Annotated in this window: 26 protein-coding genes; 19 read left to right on the top strand and 7 right to left on the bottom strand. The window is 39.4% G+C overall.

The features are described from left to right. The first annotated feature begins 103 nt into the window (after window positions 1–103). The 13 genes from RIC88_RS19260 to RIC88_RS19200 all read left to right on the top strand — a co-directional run bounded on the left by RIC88_RS19260 (window position 104) and on the right by RIC88_RS19200 (window position 8,114). A complete protein-coding gene (locus RIC88_RS19260; protein WP_350219211.1) occupies window positions 104–988 on the top strand; it encodes a DUF58 domain-containing protein in 885 nt (294 codons plus the stop codon). Next, a complete protein-coding gene (locus tag RIC88_RS19255) occupies window positions 969–1,871 on the top strand; it encodes a hypothetical protein (protein WP_350219210.1) in 903 nt (300 codons plus the stop codon). The genes RIC88_RS19260 and RIC88_RS19255 overlap by 20 nt, the downstream gene beginning before the upstream one ends. Further along, the gene (locus RIC88_RS19250; RefSeq protein ID WP_350219209.1) at window positions 1,861–2,904 is read left to right on the top strand and encodes a VWA domain-containing protein; all 1,044 of its coding nucleotides are present in this window, start codon (window positions 1,861–1,863) and stop codon (window positions 2,902–2,904) included. The genes RIC88_RS19255 and RIC88_RS19250 overlap by 11 nt, the downstream gene beginning before the upstream one ends. A gap of 68 nt (window positions 2,905–2,972) precedes the next feature. Continuing rightward, the gene (locus tag RIC88_RS19245; RefSeq protein WP_350219208.1) at window positions 2,973–3,119 is read left to right on the top strand and encodes a hypothetical protein; all 147 of its coding nucleotides are present in this window, start codon (window positions 2,973–2,975) and stop codon (window positions 3,117–3,119) included. A gap of 51 nt (window positions 3,120–3,170) precedes the next feature. Beyond that, window positions 3,171–3,440 carry a YlcI/YnfO family protein gene (locus tag RIC88_RS19240; protein WP_350219207.1) on the top strand — a complete coding sequence of 90 codons (270 nt, stop codon included), beginning with the start codon at window positions 3,171–3,173 and terminating at the stop codon, window positions 3,438–3,440. Then, on the top strand, window positions 3,421–3,831 hold the full coding sequence (locus RIC88_RS19235) for a type II toxin-antitoxin system VapC family toxin (RefSeq protein ID WP_350219206.1): 411 nt from the start codon (window positions 3,421–3,423) through the stop codon (window positions 3,829–3,831). The genes RIC88_RS19240 and RIC88_RS19235 overlap by 20 nt, the downstream gene beginning before the upstream one ends. A 61-nt stretch (window positions 3,832–3,892) precedes the next feature. Then, window positions 3,893–4,402 carry a GFO_1088 family ECF-type sigma factor gene (locus tag RIC88_RS19230; RefSeq protein WP_350219205.1) on the top strand — a complete coding sequence of 170 codons (510 nt, stop codon included), beginning with the start codon at window positions 3,893–3,895 and terminating at the stop codon, window positions 4,400–4,402. Beyond that, window positions 4,386–4,802 carry a PG0215 family putative anti-sigma factor gene (locus RIC88_RS19225; protein ID WP_350219204.1) on the top strand — a complete coding sequence of 139 codons (417 nt, stop codon included), beginning with the start codon at window positions 4,386–4,388 and terminating at the stop codon, window positions 4,800–4,802. The genes RIC88_RS19230 and RIC88_RS19225 overlap by 17 nt, the downstream gene beginning before the upstream one ends. A 56-nt stretch (window positions 4,803–4,858) precedes the next feature. Next, window positions 4,859–5,386 (top strand): DUF4252 domain-containing protein, encoded by a 528-nt coding sequence (locus RIC88_RS19220; protein ID WP_350219203.1) that lies wholly within the window; start codon window positions 4,859–4,861, stop codon window positions 5,384–5,386. 61 nt (window positions 5,387–5,447) lie between these two features. Further along, complete coding sequence (locus RIC88_RS19215) at window positions 5,448–5,939, top strand: hypothetical protein (RefSeq protein ID WP_350219202.1); 492 nt, start codon at window positions 5,448–5,450, stop codon at window positions 5,937–5,939. After that, the gene (locus RIC88_RS19210) at window positions 5,936–6,829 is read left to right on the top strand and encodes an ABC transporter ATP-binding protein (RefSeq protein WP_350219201.1); all 894 of its coding nucleotides are present in this window, start codon (window positions 5,936–5,938) and stop codon (window positions 6,827–6,829) included. The genes RIC88_RS19215 and RIC88_RS19210 overlap by 4 nt, the downstream gene beginning before the upstream one ends. Further along, window positions 6,822–7,661, top strand: coding sequence for a DUF2705 family protein (locus RIC88_RS19205; protein WP_350219200.1), 840 nt, complete (start codon window positions 6,822–6,824; stop codon window positions 7,659–7,661). The genes RIC88_RS19210 and RIC88_RS19205 overlap by 8 nt, the downstream gene beginning before the upstream one ends. Before the next feature lie 111 nt (window positions 7,662–7,772). After that, entirely contained in the window at window positions 7,773–8,114 is a 342-nt protein-coding gene (locus tag RIC88_RS19200; protein WP_350219199.1) for a hypothetical protein, read from the top strand. Between the two features lie 58 nt (window positions 8,115–8,172). On the opposite strand, the gene RIC88_RS19195 is transcribed toward RIC88_RS19200, so the two are convergent. Together RIC88_RS19195 and RIC88_RS19190 are read right to left on the bottom strand one after the other, a co-directional pair. Beyond that, on the bottom strand, window positions 8,173–8,793 hold the full coding sequence (locus tag RIC88_RS19195; protein ID WP_350219198.1) for a LysE family translocator: 621 nt from the start codon (window positions 8,791–8,793) through the stop codon (window positions 8,173–8,175). Continuing rightward, entirely contained in the window at window positions 8,794–10,347 is a 1,554-nt protein-coding gene (locus RIC88_RS19190) for a GH3 family acyl-acid amido synthetase (protein WP_350219197.1), read from the bottom strand. It lies immediately after the preceding gene. Window positions 10,348–10,403: 56 nt separating this feature from the next. Here RIC88_RS19190 and RIC88_RS19185 point away from each other — a divergent pair, with 56 nt between their 5' ends. Next, window positions 10,404–11,075: a YggS family pyridoxal phosphate-dependent enzyme gene (locus RIC88_RS19185; protein ID WP_350219305.1), complete on the top strand. Its 672-nt coding sequence runs from the start codon at window positions 10,404–10,406 to the stop codon at window positions 11,073–11,075. Here RIC88_RS19185 and RIC88_RS19180 read toward each other — a convergent pair. Further along, the gene (locus RIC88_RS19180; protein ID WP_350219196.1) at window positions 11,072–11,476 is read right to left on the bottom strand and encodes a DUF1573 domain-containing protein; all 405 of its coding nucleotides are present in this window, start codon (window positions 11,474–11,476) and stop codon (window positions 11,072–11,074) included. The two genes, RIC88_RS19185 and RIC88_RS19180, sit on opposite strands and share 4 nt — an antisense overlap. 52 nt (window positions 11,477–11,528) lie before the next feature. Between RIC88_RS19180 and RIC88_RS19175 the strand changes: the two genes are divergently transcribed. The 4 genes from RIC88_RS19175 (at window position 11,529) to coaD (ending at window position 14,143) form a co-directional block, all read left to right on the top strand. Continuing rightward, on the top strand, window positions 11,529–12,020 hold the full coding sequence (locus RIC88_RS19175) for an NUDIX domain-containing protein (RefSeq protein ID WP_350219195.1): 492 nt from the start codon (window positions 11,529–11,531) through the stop codon (window positions 12,018–12,020). Between the two features lie 74 nt (window positions 12,021–12,094). After that, window positions 12,095–12,688 carry a hypothetical protein gene (locus RIC88_RS19170; RefSeq protein WP_350219194.1) on the top strand — a complete coding sequence of 198 codons (594 nt, stop codon included), beginning with the start codon at window positions 12,095–12,097 and terminating at the stop codon, window positions 12,686–12,688. 5 nt (window positions 12,689–12,693) lie between these two features. Next, window positions 12,694–13,584: a DUF3822 family protein gene (locus tag RIC88_RS19165; RefSeq protein ID WP_350219193.1), complete on the top strand. Its 891-nt coding sequence runs from the start codon at window positions 12,694–12,696 to the stop codon at window positions 13,582–13,584. 106 nt (window positions 13,585–13,690) lie between these two features. Beyond that, window positions 13,691–14,143: a pantetheine-phosphate adenylyltransferase gene (gene coaD, locus RIC88_RS19160; RefSeq protein WP_350219192.1), complete on the top strand. Its 453-nt coding sequence runs from the start codon at window positions 13,691–13,693 to the stop codon at window positions 14,141–14,143. Between the two features lie 86 nt (window positions 14,144–14,229). Here coaD and RIC88_RS19155 read toward each other — a convergent pair whose 3' ends face one another. The 4 genes from RIC88_RS19155 to RIC88_RS19140 all read right to left on the bottom strand — a co-directional run bounded on the left by RIC88_RS19155 (window position 14,230) and on the right by RIC88_RS19140 (window position 19,723). Beyond that, a complete protein-coding gene (locus tag RIC88_RS19155; protein WP_350219191.1) occupies window positions 14,230–15,378 on the bottom strand; it encodes a hypothetical protein in 1,149 nt (382 codons plus the stop codon). A 19-nt stretch (window positions 15,379–15,397) separates the two neighbouring features. After that, on the bottom strand, window positions 15,398–16,186 hold the full coding sequence (locus RIC88_RS19150; RefSeq protein ID WP_350219190.1) for an anti-sigma factor family protein: 789 nt from the start codon (window positions 16,184–16,186) through the stop codon (window positions 15,398–15,400). Further along, window positions 16,176–16,778: an RNA polymerase sigma factor gene (locus tag RIC88_RS19145; protein ID WP_350219189.1), complete on the bottom strand. Its 603-nt coding sequence runs from the start codon at window positions 16,776–16,778 to the stop codon at window positions 16,176–16,178. The genes RIC88_RS19150 and RIC88_RS19145 overlap by 11 nt, the downstream gene beginning before the upstream one ends. A gap of 176 nt (window positions 16,779–16,954) precedes the next feature. Continuing rightward, complete coding sequence (locus RIC88_RS19140; RefSeq protein ID WP_350219188.1) at window positions 16,955–19,723, bottom strand: S8 family peptidase; 2,769 nt, start codon at window positions 19,721–19,723, stop codon at window positions 16,955–16,957. 249 nt (window positions 19,724–19,972) lie between these two features. Here RIC88_RS19140 and RIC88_RS19135 point away from each other — a divergent pair, with 249 nt between their 5' ends. After that, a complete protein-coding gene (locus RIC88_RS19135) occupies window positions 19,973–20,815 on the top strand; it encodes a M57 family metalloprotease (protein ID WP_350219187.1) in 843 nt (280 codons plus the stop codon). Window positions 20,816–20,857: the final 42 nt, after the last annotated feature.

Here is a 20,857-nt window from a genome sequence, read left to right as displayed (position 1 = left end):
TGAAGGTCAAAGCAAGTTTGATCAATAGCAAAGATCATACAATGCGACGCAATTATCAATGTTGCCATATTAGTGCCAAACTTGATAAAGCAAAAAACTCAACATGAAGGACATCCTTAAAAGAATAAGAAGGTACGAGATACGCATAAGAAAGGCGATTAATTCGCAGATGCAAGGGGACTTCCATTCCATCTTTAAAGGATCAGGGTTGGAGTTTGATGATGTGCGCCCGTACCAGTGGGGAGATGACGTAAGGAACATTGACTGGCGTGTGACCGCTAAAGGGCATGGCACCTTCATGAAAACATTCATCGAAGAAAAAGAACAAACGGTTTTCTTCTTGCTAGATGTATCTGCTTCACAGGAAATTGGTAAAGAAAAACGTCAGAAAATTGATTTGGCAAAAGAAATGACCGGACTATTGGCCCTATCAGCCATCCGTGAAGGCAGCAAAGTGGGACTGCTTTCTTATTCTGATCAGGTGGAAGATTATGTGAAGCCGGGGAAAACAGTAAAGCATGCTTATGAGATTATCAATCGCATGTTTTCGCTAAAGCCAAAATCGCGGAAAACCAATTTGGACGAAGGCATTAAGTACACGCTAAATCTCCTCAAGAAAAAAGCCATCGTGTTTATCATCTCTGATTTCATAGATGAAAACTTTACCCACTCCATGAGAGGTTTGGCAAGGAAGCATGATTTGGTAGTGGTTCAAATATCTGATAAACGAGAATCTGCTATACCTCATCTGGGGATTGTACCACTTTATGAGAAGGAGTCCGGCAAAACCGTATGGCTCAACACCTCTTCGAAAGAGTTCAAAAATGCTGTGGACAAAACGCACGGCAAAAACAAAGAATCACTTGAAGATTTCTGCCGAAGAAATGACGTAAACTATATTTCCATTGGCACAGAAGATGATTATGTGCCTAAACTCATCAAACTTTTCAGACACAGAAACCGAAGCAATGCGAGAAGGACAAGGTAAACGTTGGATAACGATCATTGCCTTATTGTGCTCACTAAACCTGAGTGCACAGGAAATTTCCGTTCAGGGAGGCTTTCTTGAGGACAGTCTGCTGATCGGTCAGGATGTGAACTTCTGGATGTCAGCTACTTATCCTCCGGATATGGAAATGGTTTTTCCTGATAGTCTATATTCTTTTAGTCCTTTTGAATTTAGCGACAAAACCTATTTTGTAACTCAGATAAGAGGAGATTTGGCTTTTGATAGTACTGTCTATACCATTCAATCGTATGAGATTGATAAAGTGCAGTACCTGAAACTTCCTGCTGTAGTATTAAACGGAAGAGATTCCATCATCATTCACACGCCACTTGACTCCATATTCTTAACAGAACTTGCTCCGGTTGTTTCTGACTCCACCAAACTCAAAACCAACCTGGATTATCAGCTGGTGGATACCCAGTTCAATTATCCATTAATGTATTACATCATTGGCGGACTAATTCTAATTACCATTATCCTTCTATTGATATTCGGAAAAAGAATTATCAAATGGATTAAATTGAGAAGGCTGAGAACTCAGTACGAGCAGTTTTCAGAGGTCTTTAATAGCTACATTAACAAACTTAAGGTTGATCCCGAACCTGAACTTGCAGAAAGAGCTTTGGTTTTCTGGAAAAATTATCAGCAACGACTGGATAAAGTCTCCTTTTCGGTAATGACCACAAAGGAAATTCTAAGTCATGATTTTACTAAAGAACTGGATAAGCCATTGAAGTCAATTGACCGGGTGGTATACGGAAAGCGAGTTCAGGAAAATGTGTTCCAGGATTTTCAACAGATTGACGAGTTTACTCAGGACAGGTATTCGAAAAAAGTAGAGGAGATCAAAGATGGAAAGTAAAACAGCAAATTGGTTTTCACTCGAATGGTTCACTCCGGCCAAACTTCAAAGTTTCGACTGGGCTAATCCATTATGGTTCTATGCCATGCTCATTATTCCATTCCTATTTATTCTGAGATGGTTGATTGTCAATCAGTTCAGTCAAAAACTTCCTATTGCCCTTTCTAAAAAGAATCTCAAAAGTGATCCTATCACTTACCTTCGATTTATACCTCCGGTTTTCTTTGTGATCAGTCTCGTATTGATAATGACAAGTCTGGCCCGTCCTCAAACGACCAATGAGCAAGTTGAGCAATGGAGTGAGGGTATTGACATTGTGCTCAATATCGATATCTCTGAATCCATGCAAATAATGGATTTTCTGCCCAACAGACTGGAAGCTGCAAAGGATGTAGCCAGAAATTTTGTGGCTGGTCGTTTTCAGGATCGTATAGGGCTGGTCATATTCTCAGGTGATGCTCTTCCCTCATGCCCGCTAACCACAGATTACGGATTGCTGTACGAACTCATCGAAGACATTGATTTTGACAAAATTGAAAGTCGAGGGACTGCCATTGGCAATGCTATAACCTCCGGGATAAACTTCCTTAGAGAATCAGAATCTGAGTCTAAAGTAATGATCCTCTTGAGTGATGGCGACAATACCGCCGGAAATGTGGATCCAATTACAGCAGCCAATCTCGCAAACGCTTACAACATCAAAATGTATGTGATTGCCATTGGACGTGAAGGGAAAGTGCCTTTTGGTACCGATTTCTTTGGACGTCCGAGAATGGTGGAAAACACATTCGATGAATCAACACTTCGGGAGATTGCCAATATTGGGAACGGTAAGTTTTATCGGGTATCTGATAAAGAAGCACTGGTTCAGGTATTTGATGAAATAGACCGTTTAGAAAAAGCTGAAATCAAAGAAACCCGGTACAAAGACATTACAGACTTCTATTATGTCTATCTGAAATGGGCTGCTGTCTTTCTACTACTTTGGCTACTAACTAAGTCCACTTTTGTGACAAATGTGCTAACGGATTAGACCGCCTTTTGGGATCGACTACTACTTGCTTTATCTTAAGGATTGATTTATGATTCTAATTTATTAAGATGATTTTTCTACAGATATTCTTAGCTATTCTGGAAGACCCGGAACCTCTTGAATACGCCAACGAGTGGAAAGGGTGGTATTTGATACCGATTTTGATCGTTATTTTATTGATTGGATATTGGGTTAGGAAAAAGAGAAATGAATAACCTTAACTAAGATTTCTTCATTCAAAAAAAATGTATTACATTTGTAATACAATGAAAGCTAAAAAAGAAAATATGCTTAATGTACGGTTGGATGAGGATACTAATCGTAGACTAACAGAATACAGCAAACAGCACGATTCATCAAAATCTTCCATTGTAAAAGAAGCGTTAGCCATGTATTTCAATAAAGAACAATCAAAGCAATTACCTTTTGTATTAGGTAATGATCTTTTTGGTGTCGCAAAAAGTGGGAAATCAGATCACTCCACTACTTATAAGACTAAAGTGAAATCAAAGATTAGTGAAAAACACGCTCATTGATGCCGGTCCTCTTATTGCCCTGTTTGACAGATCTGATCAATATCATTTAAAAGCTGTTCGTTTTCTGGAGGAATATGAGGGATATTTATGGACAACCTGGCCAGTCTTAACGGAAGCTAGCCACATGTTGGATTTTAGTATCACCGCACAATCGTCGCTACTTGAATGGATTGATCGCGGTGGGTTGCGAATTTATGAGTTGAAAGAAGCACACATCACACGAATTAAACAGCTCACTAATAAATTTAGTGATGTCCCAATGGATTTGGCTGATGCCTCACTGGTTGTCGTATCTAAGCTCTCCGGATACGATGAAATCATTTCCATAGATTCTGATTTTTATATCTATCGAGACATTCGAAATAAATATTTAACGAACATTTTCAAGTAGTCAAATTTTTATTTCACTTCTTCCTGTAACTTTTCAATCGGCTTCCACATCATCTTGCTGAATGTCACACAATCTATACCATAAAGAAATCCTACCCGCCAGTGACGGTATGTACAGATACGCGCTATCTATTGTGCGTGAACCGGAAACAGCGAGGGATGTCGTGCAGGACTGCCTGACGAAAATCTGGAGTATTCGCGAGGATCTGGATAAAGTAGAAAAAGTCAACGCGTGGACTTTTCGCATTGTCCGAAACAGATGCATCGAAATTTTGCGAAGAAACAGATATGCAGATCTGGACGAGAAAGTGGTGAATATGAGACATTCTGAGCCGGTAGAAAATCAGGCCATCACCAACGATTTTATGTCATTGATGAAGGAGGTTTTGAAAGAGCTACCGGCAAAGCAGCAGGAGGTTTTTCACCTAAGAGAGGTGGAAGACATGAGCTATCAGGATATAGCTGAAACATGTGGGCTCAGTGAAAGCGATGTAAAAGTCAACATTCACAGAGCTCGGAAAAAAGTAAAAGAAGCCATGCAAAAAATAGACGCATATGGGATCGCAAATTGATAAACTACTGGAAAAGTACTGGAACGGTGAAACCAGTTTGGAAGAGGAGAAAGTGATCAAATCACATTTCAAATCCAATCCGGCACTGAACAATGAAAGTCACTATTTTCGATACCTCACAAATCAAAAATCTGTAAAGTATCAGGGATCAAAGATGACGTCCAATAGAAAAGCCTGGCTTTCAGCAGCAGCCACTATTACGATTGGAGTTATCACCGCAGCATTGGTTTTCAATGATGCCAAGAAAGATCCTTTTGCAATAGAAGATCCTGAAAAAGCCTTTCAAGCAACTAAAGAGGCTCTGATGATGATTGGCTCTGAACTAAATCAGGGACAGAGTCACACACTTGAGCTAACAAAGTTTAACAAAGCCCAGGAAGAACTTCAGGAAGATTCCTAAAGTCATTCCTAAAAGAAAACCAAAACCTTGATTTAAGACCATTAAAAAAATAACCCATGAAAAAGATTGTATTAACCATGTTTGTTCTTTCTGTAGCTGGCTTTGCCTTCGGACAGGGAGCCGTAGTTACCAAGTACTTTGATAAGTACGAAAATGATGAAACCTTCACCAAAGTATCTGTAAGCAGTAAAATGTTTTCGCTTTTCACAGAGATGGAGGGAAACACTGAAGACGAAAAGGAATTCCTGGATGTCATAAGTAAGCTGAAAGGCATGAAGGTAGTGGCGAGTGAGAAAGTTTCTGATCCAAAAGGGCTTTACAATACTGCCATCAACGATGTATCCAAGGCAGGCTATGAAGAACTAATGACTGTAAAAGATGCTGAAGAAAACGTTAAGATTTCCATCAAGGAAAAAGATGGAATCATTGAGGAATTGATTCTGGTAGCCGGAGGCAAAGAAAAATTTGCAATGGTAAGCCTGTATGGGATCATTGACCTGAAGCAGGTGTCTAAGCTTGCAAGTATGATGCGAATGAGCGAATTAAAGTACTTGAAAAATCTCGACGAAAGCGACAAGGACTAAAGACAGTTAGTTTGACAAGGTGGGTCGGGGCTTCCCTTCCTGCCTTTTATTTTTTACTTGCATGAAAAGAATATCACTACCCATAATATTACTTACTCTCACAATCACTCTTCTTGCACAGGAATCTGTCATAAAAGATTTTGCCGAGCCAAGAAGACCCACACGATGGATGAATCCTATTTGTCTATATCCCAGCACATTAAGGATGATTAATATCTCTGGTGATCCTCAGCTTTACGAGATGGTGAATGACATTGAAAAAGTCTTGATTTACACACTTGACTCAGCAACGGTTGTTGGCAAAACTTACAATTCCTTATTGAAGGATTACGAAGCATTAGGTTATGAAGAATATATAACCATGCTCGGAAAACAGGAGATGCGGATAATAGGGAAAGAAAATGAATATGTAGGAGTAATTGCTGCTGAAGGTAACGCGATGACGTTTTATTTAAGAGGTGATATTCCTTTTGCAAAAATTCCGACGCTTTTGGAAAGCTTTCAGAGTGCTGATGTCCTACCTATGATAACCGATCAATTCAAGTTTCAATGAGTGTTTTAAAAATCAATAAACTTACCAAAAAATTTGGGAGGCTGACTGCTGTTGATCAATTGGATCTTATCATTAATGAGGGTCAGGTCTATGGAATTTTAGGCCCAAATGGAAGCGGTAAAACCACCACTCTTGGAATGATTCTCGAGGTGGTAGCGCCGACAAGCGGAAACTTTGAATGGTTTGGAGGAATGAGCAATGTGGAGGCCAGACAAAAGATTGGATCCATCCTGGAAACACCCTGTTTCTATAGCTATCTCACTGCAGTTCAAAACCTTCGAATAGTTGCACACATTAAGAAATGTGGAACTGATCGAATCGATGAAATTCTAAAACAAGTCAACCTTTTCGATCGAAAAGATGACAAGTTTAAGAATTATAGTCTAGGGATGAAACAGCGTCTTTCACTGGCTGCTGCACTCCTCTCCGATCCCCCTGTTCTTATGCTGGACGAACCAACCAATGGGCTTGACCCGGAAGGAATAGCCGAAGTTCGTCAACTGATTCGAGACATAGCTGCTCAGGGCAAGACGATCATTATGGCTAGTCACCTCCTTGACGAAGTGCAAAAAGTATGCACTGACTTTTGTATCCTCAGAAAAGGAGTAAAACTGCATGAAGGTTCTGTTCATGAAATACTCGGAGAAACCAATGTGGTCGAAATTTCAGCAACAGATTTGGATAAACTGAGCACCACAGTAGAGAAATTTGAAGGGCTGGAGAAAATTGAAAAGCAAAACGGATCTCTCATGGCCTTTCTTAAAGAAGGACAGTCTTCAGATCACCTAAACAGATTCTGTTTTGATCAGGGCATAGCGCTGAGAAAACTAGTGCCACAGTCTAAATCACTGGAACAAGAATTCCTTAAAATCCTTAAAGAAAATGATTAGAGCTTTTACACTTGAATGGTTAAAACTGAAGCACTATAGGGTCTTCTGGATCCTGTTTGGACTATACCTATTGGCACAGCTGATTATTACCAATGGAGGTGTTTTTTTTCTAGAGTGGCTAAAAAGCAAAGAGGTTGATTTTGATGGGATTGACCCCTCAATCATCCCGATCTACGATTTTCCGGACATCTGGCAAAACTCTGTTTGGCTGGCCTCTTTTGTAAAGGTGCTTATATCCTTTATTGTAATTGTTTCAGTAAACAACGAGCTCTCGTACAATACGCTCCGACAAAACATCATTGATGGCGTCAGCAAACGAGAGTTTTTACTATCTAAACTGTCTCTAATCTTATTCCTGGCCACTGTGTGCACTTTGGTTTTGTTTTCGTCAGGGCTTATTGCAGGGCTAATGTATTCACATGTCACAGACCTTAAATACATCTTTGACGAGCTGGAATTTCTCCTGGCCTATTTCTTACAGTTGGTCGTTTTTTGTCTGTTTGCATTTAGTTTGGCCATGGTCATCAAAAAGGCAGGATTTGCTATCGTTATTACAATGCTCTACAGCCTGGTATTTGAGCCAATTGTAACTTCTATTTTAGAGTTTGCTCCATTCACGAAAGACTATACTGCAGGAATTGTGAAGTTTTTCCCAATCTACTCCATGGAGAAGCTTTGCGGAAAGGTGTATGAAAGTCCTTTTGCCCGATACTTTTTTCAGGAAATAAAGGATAATGTATACTGGTACGAATGGCTGATTGCAATTGGTTGGGGAGTGATTTTTATGCTTTTTATTACCTGGATTCTCAATAAAAGGGATTTAAAAGCCTGAACGACATAAACCTGCTGTTCAACTAAAATTTTAAGCATCTTAACTAAAAGCTTGATACCAAGTCAGGGTTTTTCTCGTTGTTTGTGTTAGTTATAGTAAAGAAAGCAGGTTATGATCAAGTTTATATCAATTCTCATTTCAGTGGTATCGGTCAATTTCTACGTTTCTTACAATACCACTAAGGCTGAAAGTCAACCACAGGAAGTGGACATAGAATTCAGCGATAAGGCTGTTGCAATTGAAAGCGGACAGCCAGTGTTCACCAAGGGTACCAAAATATGGATATCCAATCCTCAGAAGGAGGCAATCAAACTTTACCTGAACGAGGAAGAAAAAGAAATTAACTCTGAAAAGGTTGAGTTATCTGAAATCGCAAAACTGAACGAAGGAACTTATACGTTAGTGGTAAACACCACTAAGGAGGAAAAAATATTTGGATTTACCATCCAATAAAATATTAGGTTAGGTTATTAAAGGTTGAAAGCGCATTCCAATTTTGGGTGCGCTTTTTTTATGCGTAGTTGCTGATTAGAAAGTAGACTATTTGCAAAGAGAAAAGAATTAGAATGACTGCCACAGTCCTATTCATATTGCGAACAAACTTGACTGTAATCAAGTGTTTCAACTTATTTGCAATAAATGCCTTCCCAATATCCATGCTTAAGATTGTAATGAGCATTCCACCAAAAAACTGAATTTGCTGATTGAATTGATATTCAAAATTGATAGCAATGGCACTGACCCAGGTAACCCAGGACACAATGATAAAAGGGTTCAATCCGTTCAGAAATAATCCCTTCGCAAACTGTTTGAAATCGTTAGACTCATCAACCATCGTATTCTCTGAATGAATCTTAGGGGTCTTAAACCACGAGTACACCCCATAGGCTCCCAACATAATGACTCCAAAAATTCCCATCCAAAACTTAAAGTCATCTGTCTCCAGCGCCTTAGCCATTCCCAAAAGCACGATGATCACATAAAAAACATCACTTACAGAAATACCAATGGCAAGAAATATTGCCTTCTTTAATCCCTGCTGAATACTTGTCTGAATAAGCGCAAAAAAGGCCGGGCCTAGCGCGAAAATGAAAATCAGGCCAAATATCAATCCGTTAATAATAGGGGGCATCTAACTAGCTTGGATGTTTTGATCGGTTAGAAAATTCTTCCAAAGTTGTGCTTTTTCTTTCTTAAGTACACGAGGAAATTTGTTTTGGCTCCCTACTTTCCCTTGAGCTTCCATCCATTTGTAAAAAGTATTTGCCGGTAAAACGCTGACTTTCACTTCTTTCAAGGCAGAGGTTCGTTCAACTCTGTAATCATCATTTAATATTTTTAAATGACCATCAATGCAATCTTTGAGAATACTTTCATCTATATCATCATCAGTACCTATGTACCAATGATGAGCAAATAAGCTTCCGGCTCTGTCACCCAACAACGTAAACTCTCGAATGTCTATTTTCAATTCGTCCTCAGCCAATTCAATTGCTTTGTTCATATTATCTAAACTCAAATGTTCTCCACACAAGCTCATAAAGAGCTTCGTACGACCTGTGATAACAATCTCACTTTCTTCAACAGACGTAAATTTTATTACATCTCCAATCATATATCTCCAGGCACCAGCATTTGTAGTTATTAGTAATGCGTACTCTTTATTTTCCTCTACTTCATCAATTTTTAGCGTTTTAGCGTTTTTCCTGATTCTGCCCTCCTCGTCAAAATTGGCCTCCGTAAACGGCACAAATTCATAAAAGATTCCATTGTTCAAAACCAGTCGCATTGACTTGTGATTTGGGTAAGCCTGAAATGCAATAAAGCCCTCTGAAGCTAAATAGGTCTCCATGTAATAAAGTGGACGACTCAATAGCTTCTCAAATCCTCTTTTGTAAGGTTCAAAAGACACACCACCATGCACAAAAATTTGAAGATTTGGCCAAATATCATGAATCGTATCAACCTGATATTTCTCAACGATGGCTTCCATTAGAATCTGTAACCATGCCGGAACGCCTACAATAATTCCAATATCCCAATTAGGAGCATTCTTTACTATCTCTTCAAGTTTATCATGCCAGTCTTTGGTCTTGGCAATTTTCTTCCCGGGCTTATAAAAATGTTGAAACCAAAAAGGAATTTGCGCGGCTGTGATACCGGATAAATCACCTTCAAAATAATGTCCGCTTTTCTTCAGGTTAGTACTCCCACCTAGCATCAAAATTCCCTTCGAAAATAGTGAAGCTGGCAAATCGTATTTACTCATAGTGAGTATCTGTCGTATGGAAGTCTTGCGAATAGACTTTACCATCTCTTTGGTGATTGGTATGTACTTAGAAGATGCTCCTGAAGTCCCCGAGCTCAATGCAAAGTATTTTATTTTACCCGGCCAGCATACATTTCTTCGCCCTTCCTTGGCCAAGTACCACCATTCTGAATACATTTTATCATAATCGAAAATGGGCACCTGAGTGGTGAAAGAATGATAAAATTGGCTTTTGTCACCTTTGAAGCGGGCTAATACTTTGTCAAAATCATAAGCCTTTCCAAACTGTGTATCCTGACAATGGATAAGTAAGTTTCTTAGCTCCTGCTTTTGCAAATCGAATGGAGAGGTATACATCTGCTCCAAACTTTCCCTCAACATGATTCCCTTCTTGAGTAATGTCCCTAAAATTGCCATTCAGTCTATTGAAACTTATTCTTTAGCTTTCAAATTTAAGGGATGTAAAAGAGACAATAATGAGCGAAATATCAAACCAACTAACAGATTTAAAGAAAACTTTACCTGAAAGTTGCACATTAGTAGCAGTTAGCAAAACCAAGCCATCATCTGATGTGCTGCAAGCGTACCAAACAGGTCATCTTGATTTTGGTGAGAACAAGGTTCAGGAACTTACTTCAAAAGCTGAAGAACTCCCAAAAGATATTCGCTGGCATATGATTGGGCATTTGCAGCGGAATAAGGTAAAATATATCGCACCTTTTGTTCACCTCATCCATGGAGTCGATTCACTCAAGCTTCTAAAAGAAATTAATAAGCAAGGAAAGAAAGTAGATCGAGTGATTGATTGCCTGCTTCAAATCCACATTGCGGAAGAAGACACCAAATTTGGATTGGATAAAATAGAATTGATGGAAATCCTAAATGGACAACAATTGAAAGAAATGATCAATGTTCGAATCATCGGGCTGATGGGAATGGCAACCTTCACAGAGAATCAGGATCAAATCAGAAGAGAGTTCAAGAGCCTGAAATCAATTTTTGAAGAAATAAAAAATTCTGACCATACCAATGTTCAGTTGAACACCCTCTCCATGGGAATGAGTGGAGACTATCAAATAGCCCTGGAAGAGGGAAGTAATATGGTCAGAATTGGAAGCGCCATTTTTGGCGCCAGAAATTATTAATTGTTTGGATCCGGAGGCATTACATTCGTGACGATCTTAACACGCTCAGGATTGTTCACAGCATTTGACATTACTGTTATCACCTTGTTTTGCATGCCCATTTTGCCGGCACTGTTAAAAACAACTTTTATTTTGGCTGTTTTTCCTGGCGCAATCGGCTCTCTTGGCCATTCCGGAGCTGTACATCCACACGTGGTTCGCACATCCGAGATAATCAAGGGCTCATTGCCCACGTTTTCAAATTCGAAAACATGTTCCACTTTTTCTCCCTGTGTGATCTCACCAAAATCAAAAGACTTTTCGGTGAAAGAAATCTTTGGGCCAGTCATTGGCTCATCTTCTTCCTGTGCTGTTGCAAAAAATGCAAATCCTATCAACAGCAATGACGCTAAATATTTCATATTTATATTGTTTACTTGATCTTACATCAAAGTTAACGAACATCTTTTTTATATGTTAAACCAAAATCATATCGCATCACAATTTGAGAATAAAGTACGGGTAAGGGTTTGCGGGATACTAAAAGAAAATGATCAGATACTCCTTCTCAAACATGATAAAATAGGCCCGGCAGGCTTCCTTTGGTCACCTCCCGGAGGTGGTGTTGATTTTGGTATTACCCTGGAAGAAACATTGAAAAATGAATTTGCGGAAGAAACGAACCTGGAAATTGAGGTGATGGACTACCTTTTTACCAATGAATTCATAGCAAAAAGGCACCATGCGATAGAAATATTCTATCTTGTGAAGCGTATTTCAGGAACTTTGGCTTTGGGAAATGATCCGGAGCTACCACCTGAAAAACAAATTTTGAGTGAAGCCAGGTTCTTTTCTGCTGAAGAGTTGGATAGTTTGCCTGAAAACACCATTCATAATGCTTTTAATGCCGCTAATGCAAGAGATAAAATAACGGAACTTAAGGGATTGTTTACTTTTAAGCATTAATAGTATTGTGGTGCTTCAAGAATCACCATTAAATATTTATAATTGCAAAAACCTAGCGAAAAAGAAATTTAGCAATGAGTAAAACAAAAATTGTTTCAGTGGTCATGCTCGTGGTATGGGTGTCATTGGCCGTATTCTTAGTATACAGTATCAAATCATCCATAGATGAAACAAAGCGCATTGAACGAGCAGAAGCTCGAATCATTGAGCAATTGAAAATGATCCGTGAAGCAGAGATCGCTTATATGTCTGTAAATGGGCAGTACACCAGCGATTGGGATAAACTGTTAGCATTTATCGATTCAGGTCAGTTTTACCTGACAGAGAAAAGTGAAACTATTATACCTCAGCCATATGGCAAGGATAGTATTTATGTTGAAATAGACACACTTGGTACTAAGCCGGTAATGGACTCGTTATTTAGAAAGGATAAGTGGCCAAGGTTTGATTTGGCTACCCTTCCTTACGTTCCTGGAACTCAACCTCCGGTGAAGTTTGATATCTGGGCGGATAAAATCCTGAAAGCGGGACTTTATGTAAACGCGATCGAGGTTAAGAACCCTCGTCCGGTAGATCCTAGTAGAGACGAAGAAAGCGAGTACAACACCAGGAAACCGTTGAGGTTTGGATCGCGCACGAGTGTGACCACCGCTGGTAACTGGGAATAAATATTTTGATTGCACAAGACACATCGACCTATAAGCTGATTAAGCGAGTAAAGGACACCAAGTTTACCATTGATGAACTTGACCATTACTCGCTTATCATGCAGGTTGGGATTTACGACCTGCAATTTGCGGTTGTTGACTCCCAGGACAATGTCGTGATGGGTCTTGAAGATTATCGCCTTGAAGGAATCAAAACTGTAAACGGTCGTCTCCGACTAATCAAGGAAATTCTAGATAATCACGAATACTTGACGGCAGGTTTTTGGAAGGATGTAAAACTTAGCCTTAAATCCCACAAGTTCTCACTGGTTCCGACTAATATGTTTGTTCAAGAGTCTGCTGCAGACTACCTGGCACTCAATAGTGAAATTAAAACTGCCTTCGAGGAGGTAAATTATTACAAGCAAATAGCAGTAGATACTGTCAATGTATTTGCAGCAGAAACCAAACTGTGCAGATGGATTGAATCCATCTACAAAAAGAAAAAAGTTCACATCATACATCAAGGCAGTGCACTCATTGAAGGATTTCTTAAGCATGCCGATCATATAGATGAAAAAAGCATGTATGCTTATGTAGACAGAGGCATCCTACACATTGTGGTGACGGAGGGCAAAAAGCTTCTTTACTACAATCAATTTGCTGCTCGTAAAAAAGAGGACTATCTGAAGTATATCATGTTAATCTTCAATGAGCTTGGCATGAGTGGCAAAGAGAGTCATGTCTTTCTATGGGGTTTTATAAAGCCAACCTCCAATGAAATGTCGCTTCTCAAGAGATACATCCGGAACATTTCCTTTGGTTCAAAGCCTTCATTCCTTAAGTTTAGCTACCTCTACGATGAAGTAGAGGATCATCAGTATTTTGACGTGCTGAGTGGGTATCTTTGTGTATGAACTTAAGGCCTGCCTTTGTCGGCAGACAAGCTCAACCCAATTATTGTGTAAGATATGAGCCTATGATAAAAGTTGTATCTAACCTTCCATTTTACAGACCCTGAGTATGAAAACTGCAATTTTTCCAGGATCTTTCGATCCGTTTACCAAAGGACATTTTGATATTGTAATGAGGAGCCTTGATCTATTCGATCGTGTGATCATTGCCATTGGTCATAACACTAAAAAGAATAAGCGTTACTTTGAGCTGGAATGGATGGTAGAAAAGATTGATGAAGCATTTGCGAATGAAAGCAGGGTTGAGATTGAAGTATACGACGAGCTTACGGCTTCCCTGGCAAAAAGATTTGATGCTCAATTTATGGTGCGGGGCTTAAGAAACACAACTGATTTTGAATATGAGAATAGCATTTCTCAGATTAACCGCTACCTGAATGAAGACCTGGAAACCATCTTTTTAATTACCTCACCAGAACTAGCCCCAATTAGTTCCAGTATCATCCGGGAAGTGCACAGATATGGGGGCGATGTAAACCCATTTCTACCTTATGTGGTTTAATATCTCTTTTTACCAAGACATTCTAAACCAGTTTTAAAAATCCACCAGTATACGCTGGTGGATTTTTATATTTCTGATTAGAAGTTTCAGTTTCTTTTTACGGTCACCTGCCTCACTGCCTCCTCCCTTGAGATTTTTCCTTTGTCATAATCCTGAAGGGTTTTGCCTTTTACGGTAACTTCTATCTCTTCCGGCATTTCACATCCTCGACACTCTGTCAATCTCACCTTGAAATTTAATGACTCCTCTGGCTTTAGGCTCTTTACCGTTCGTCCATAATCCATCAGGTTTTCCTTAAAAGTTTTTTCAAATTCAGGATACATAGCGTTTACCTTTTCATCCCTTTGATCTTGTGTAAGTCCACTTTCTCCTGTGGTTCGAATCGTGTGAAGTCCACCATCACTACTGGAAGAATACATCTTCATGTTGAAGGTAACTCCAAATCCATCAAGCTTGGTATAGCCAATGCTTCGGGATGACATGTAGTATGTCGAAGATAGGTCTGGCTCGTAAAGTCTTGAGAATATTGTAGCAAAAAGTTCAAGATCTTTTTCAACTTCACCATTTCCATCAGAGGTAAAGGTTATTTTACCTGTCACCTCTTCCCTGCTCAACTTACCCTGCTTATAGGCTATAAGATCACTTTTTACTATTTGTGCTGAGAGAGCAGACTGCTGCTTAATTGCATTACTTCCACTAACAAAAATCCGATTGCTCTTTCCACTTGTTTGAACTACAATTCTATCCGAAGGTTTAAGCTGCCCGATCAGATCTGCATAATCAACAAGAAAAGTTGTCATCTGCTCTTTGAGGTTGTCTTCTGCTTGTTCTGCCAGGTTTTCTCCTTTTATTTCAACTCGTCTTTTATCTTCAATCACACGTCGCTCATCATCAGATGATTCAGATGGTTTCGGAGCTGGAGCCGGCTCAGCAATCACAGCAGCACCACTTCCACGGTATTGATACACCCTTCCATCAGCGCTCGAAGAAGTAAATACAAATGTTGATTGAGGGATATTAAAAACCACACCGAAATCCTTAATGTAGTTGCTTTCAACATTATCATAAAATCTCGATCTGCTGTCACCTCGTGCAAGCGTGCTAAGAATATCTTCAGCTATCTTCAAATCACGATCCATCCGTTTTTCATCGATGGACTGCCCATGTGAAAAGCTAAAGCTCATGCAAAGCAGCATGCTCATTATCATTAGTCTCATTGTTTTCATTCGTTTCATTTTTTGTCCTTTTTAAAAATTAATACTGGTTAGGATCTTCTACTGTGGAGATCAGGTTTGCTAATATTTGATTCGTCTGCAATTGGTTCAATTCTGTATTGTTTTGCAGGTTATCAAATCGTGTTTGTATAACCTCAAGGTCATTCTGCCTTTGCATATCCAAAAAGATGGCAAAATCCATAAGCACCTGATCGGTATATTTCTTTTGTGCTAACTCGGAAGCTTCAACCAATTGGCGTAATTGCTCCAAATACTGCTTTCGTTGTGATTCAAAACCCTCAGGTTGACTCACCTGGCTAGTCAACTTAGTCTGGAAACTTTGATTTTCATCATCTACAAACTGCTTAAGGCTTGCTGCCGTATTTTCTATGCGCTGATCCAGCTCTTTATTATTTTTCTCAATCGCTGCTGCAATCATCGATTCTACTTCCTGTTGGTTGTACTCAGTCGCACTTTCACCAAATGAAAGCTGGAATCCTTCATTCCACGCAACTTTAAACTCTGTTACGTACCCGATCAGCATTACTAAAGCAATGCTTGCTGCTATTGCGAATGATCTCCGCCAAAAGGAAATCTCAGATTTTTTACCAACCACAACCTGAGATGCATTTTCGAAAGTGAAAGTAGGTATCTCCACTTCTTTATCCTTCAAATGACCCATGATGGATAGAGTGTCTTTCAGCTCCTCCAGCTCTTTTTGCGCTAGCACATTACCAGAAAGATATTCTTCCACTTTCTTCCTGTCAGCCCCTTCAAGCTCATCATATAGATAAGCTATCAATGTTGATTCTTCTGGTTTATAACTCATAGCTCAATGTTTCTTTAGTTATTTTTTTATCCTCCAGTTGCTGTTTCAATACTTTCAATCCGCGATACAGCCATGTTTTCACTGTATTTTCTGAGGTATCAAGTATTTCAGCAATCTCCCTGAATTTCATTCCTTCATACTCCTTCATAATAATCACGCTTCTTTGATCTTTAGGTAGTTCGTTGAGGCAAGCAAAAAGTACCTGCTCCAACTCCAGCTGACGATAGCTCATTTCGGGGTTAAAAAACACCCCCTCTGCTTCGCCCTCTTCTGCTATAATACTCTCACCCTCATCATTTTTTGTTACGGTAAAGGGCACTGTCCTTCCGCGTGATTTCTTCCTGCCTTCTTCATGACAAAAATTTGTAGCAATGCGATACACCCAAGGTTTGAAACTTCCCGTGTCTTTCAGTTTTTTTAAGTTTCGAAAGACCGCTATGAACGTGCGCTGCGTAATATCAGAAGCCACATCCTCATAGGCACATTGTTTCAGGGCATAATTATAGATTCGCTTATACCACAGGTTTACCAGCTGGTTAAACGATTGTTCATCCCCTGTTTGCGCCTTTGCTATCAGTACATCAGCTTGCACAACCGTTCTTTTTATAGGATCCGCATGCATAATCTCTGATTGTCAAATTGAAGGCTGGTTTTCATCAGGCTTTGCTTTTTCTCAAGGATGAATTGAATCTGAAAAAAGTTTTAAAACCTATGAGAAATTACAAAATAAAATGTAACTACCTGTTAATCAACAGGTAAAATATCTAATTACCTCACCAGGATGCGTCCGGTAAAAACCTGGTCATCCGCTACCAGCCTATAGAAATAAATACCTGATTTTAATCCACCAATGGAAATATAGTCACGTGAACCTTGCACAACCTGCTTGTGGACAATCGCTCCCTTCTCATCGATCAGTTCCAGGTTGGGAGTTCGATCTTCAAATTCCTTGGTAATAATGTACAAGGATTCATCTGCTCTTACAGGATTGGGATAAATACGGTAAGGCACTTCCGTGAGATAATAGGAAGTTCCTGCAGAAAGTACCAACTCTTCTCCATTGATAAATCTGACAGTGGCCCAATGCTCATTGAATCCCTGGCTTGGACTATCATCTAAAACTGAAATTTCGCTCGCTTCTGGGTTGGCAATCCTAATAATTTCTTTAAATGAATTGAAGTCGTTTCTTTCGATGATAATCTCATCAATGCCATAGGTGGTACCAAGTGAAAGGTTAACATAGATTCCGGTATCAAGTGCTACTTGTTGGAATAGGGAAAATACGTAACATTCCACACCTTGTAAAGCGTAATCAAAAGTGGGGGTCGGAATCAGATTCTTTCCACTGGAGAGGTTTGGTTGAATGGCAAACCTCCTGCTGTCTAAAGTAGCTACGTTTGGGATGATTAAGAAAGTATCATTTACAGTTGCATAATTTTCCAACTCTTCTTCTCCCAGATTGTAAACGGTGTAGTTAATCGCATTTGGAGAAGGATTCCATTTCAGCATCAAAGAATCACCACAATTGAACCCTACTGAGGCAGACTGAGGCACTGAAACTGAAAAGGGCTCTGTTTCAAAAGTTTCTGAACCGATGATCATACGGGCTTTTATTTCATCATTGATCAGTGGAGGATTATTCCATCGCCAATAGCCTTTGGACAATTCAACTTCATTCGAAAGAACTTCCCAGCTGGTTTCATCCACAGTATAAGAAAGCTCCCCCATTCCTGATTTCGTCGTTGACCACCTGAAATATGATCCTGTTTCCCCATTATAGGGCATATTATCACTGCCGGTTGGAAAATCCCATTCAAAAAAATCAGCTAAATCATAATCCCACACAATATAAAAATCTTGTGCTCCTGTTACAGTAGTGCCTTCTACCTGTATAGAATAGGTCATTGATGGATTTTCAATAGTTACCTGCTCCACATTATTTAAATCATCGATACCTCTGGTGGCTGGTTTGGATAAAGCATTGGAGCTAGGACTCGCATCCAGTACCCATGGAAGTATTTCCGTGCTACCGTTCATCAATCGTAAATCCAGGTTGTTAACCAATGCCTTAAAATCGCCGACATTTGCTGGCGGGTCAGTCCACACAAGTGTCACCTTAAGATTTACTGCATCGGCAGGAACATTTAAAATAAATGATTCACTAGTACCGTTGGTGACATTTCCAGATATAAACTGATCATTTTGAAGTGCCTGTAGGCTTCTCCACCCATTTACATTTCCGTATCCGGTAAGAAAATCCAAACCATCAGGGCCTACATCCTCTGCACCATTTATTAGTAAGGCTTTAACTAATGCTGAGGGTATTTCGGCATCATTTGTTTGTCGGTATTGTTGCTGCAACAGAACTGATACTCCGGATACCAATGCCGCAGAATTGGAACTACCAACCACACTATAGGCTACAACTTCAGGTTTAACCCGACCGTCATACGCAGGTCCTCGGGAGACAAAAGCAGGAACATTACCCACCGTGTCTACAGAACCCACCACGATGGAATTCTTTGTCATTTTTATGTTTCCGGTCAAGTTTGCGAACCCTTCAATTCCATTATAATTCCCATCCGTTGATACCTCCAACCCTTCATTTCCACTGGAAAAGACATGTAGGAGGTTTTGATTATTGAAGGCACTTAGATCAAATGCACGTGCCTGAACACCATACTCACTTTCTCGAGGAATTCCATATGAATGATTTTGGGTAATGATACCCAGGTTTTGATATGACTCGTCTGAATCAGGCATGGCATCAATAAAATCTGATGATGTGATGGATACATCTGTTGCTACACCTTTTCCGGTAATGAAAGAATTTCCTTTTCCTGCAATCACAGTAGCCATTTCTGTAGCATGATTATCGACCGTCTCGCTTTCCAATCCTGAAATGATATTTCTGTTTAATAAGTCAATATCATAATCGTCATAATTGTTTTCCTGAATAGAAACCAACTCTGATGCCCCATTGAGTTCCGGGAATGAGTGATGAATTCTATTAACCCTATTTGGATTTAGGTTCATATCTATTACCCGACTTTCCACCTGAGGATTCGGGACTTTGTTGGTTATATGAATAACCTCATCATTCTCTCCCAAGATGTTTTTCACATCTTCACTCTTTCCTTTTATTAAATAAGTATTTCTTGAAGTGTATTCTTTTAGTACTTCAAAAGAATCAAGGAGGCTTTGTTCAAAAAAAGGTGAGGTGATAATGAGATAGTTCATTTGATTGCCTCCCTCCTGCAGGTTAAACTTCCACTGATCATTTACACTCCAAACCCTTTCCAAACCAAAACTATTGCCCTTTACAATGTGATGATTAGCATCAAGTGATCTAACAATTTGAATGTCCTTTAATTTATAGAGATTTTCTAATGAGGATTCCACCAGAAAGACACTCTCCTCACTGATGGTATCTAATAATTTTTCAGTACTCAAAAAGTCATGCCAATTTTCCGTTTTTTGTGAAAACACAGAGCCTGACCAAATAATAAATAACACTCCAAGAATTCTTCCACTCATAGGTTTGCCAAATTAGACAAAACACCACATTTTATCGATGAAAAAATATTATTCTTCGATTAAATGGATATTTCAAATGATAAAGCTTATTTTATTAATTTAAGTGAAATAAAAATTGGATATTTTTCAGAATGACCAGAATATTATTTTGTTTATCAGTTGATAATGTTGATAAAAAAATAGAATATTTACTTTTATAGTAAAATCAGAATTTTTATATTGGCATTAAATGTTTAACCTAATATTATTATGAGAAGATTAAATTATGCGCTATGGAGCGTGCTAGTAATGTTTCTAGCAGTCGGTTTTACCTCATGTTCTACATCTGAGGAAGAGCCAAAAGCCAATGAGATTTCAGATGAAGTCCTGGCACAATTTACTGATCTGGGTTTTGATGTGAGTGACATTGAGTTGATCAACCACAGAAACCCAATCACCGGTGAATCAAGTAAGCAATATCAGCTAGAGGGCGATATCTTGATTCCTGAATCTCAAATGAAAGAGATGCTTAACAGTGACATCTTTCACATTGGTACCGTGGGTGAGCAGTACCGAACCAACAACCTAGTGAGTAATAATCAAACCATCCGTGTATTGGGCTACACTGGAGGTTCAAATGCACTAGACAACACAATGAGAACCGCACTTCAGTGGGCTGTAAACAATTACAACGCCCTGAACATCGGTTTGAATTTTACGCTTGCTTTTGGCACCAACTACAACGCTTATGACATGGTAGTCTACCGAGTAAGCGGTGGAGGTGGTGGTTCTGCAGGCTTTCCTTCAGGAGGTAATCCCTACAAGTGGATTCAAATTCTATCCGGAACCAGTAGCTATGGGACTAACACCACTGAGCACGTGATCACTCACGAAATGGGTCACTGCTTAGGTCTGCGTCACACAGACTACTTCAACAGATCTCTATCTTGTGGATCTGGAGGAAACGAAGGTTCTAGTGGTGTAGGAGCTGTTCACATTCCTGGAACACCTACCGGATTCGATGCAAATTCTGTTATGCTTGCATGCTTTAGCGCTAACGAAGATGGTGAATTCGGCTACTATGATAGAGTGGCTCTTGAGTACTTATATTAATTGCAAGTAATTGCCCTCACCAAAGAAAGCCGACCACATGGT

It is taken from the genome of Ekhidna sp., assembly GCF_040220215.1.
In the GTDB taxonomy this organism is placed as follows: Bacteria; Bacteroidota; Bacteroidia; order Cytophagales; family Cyclobacteriaceae; genus Ekhidna.
This window is presented reverse-complemented; position numbering and strand designations above follow the sequence as displayed.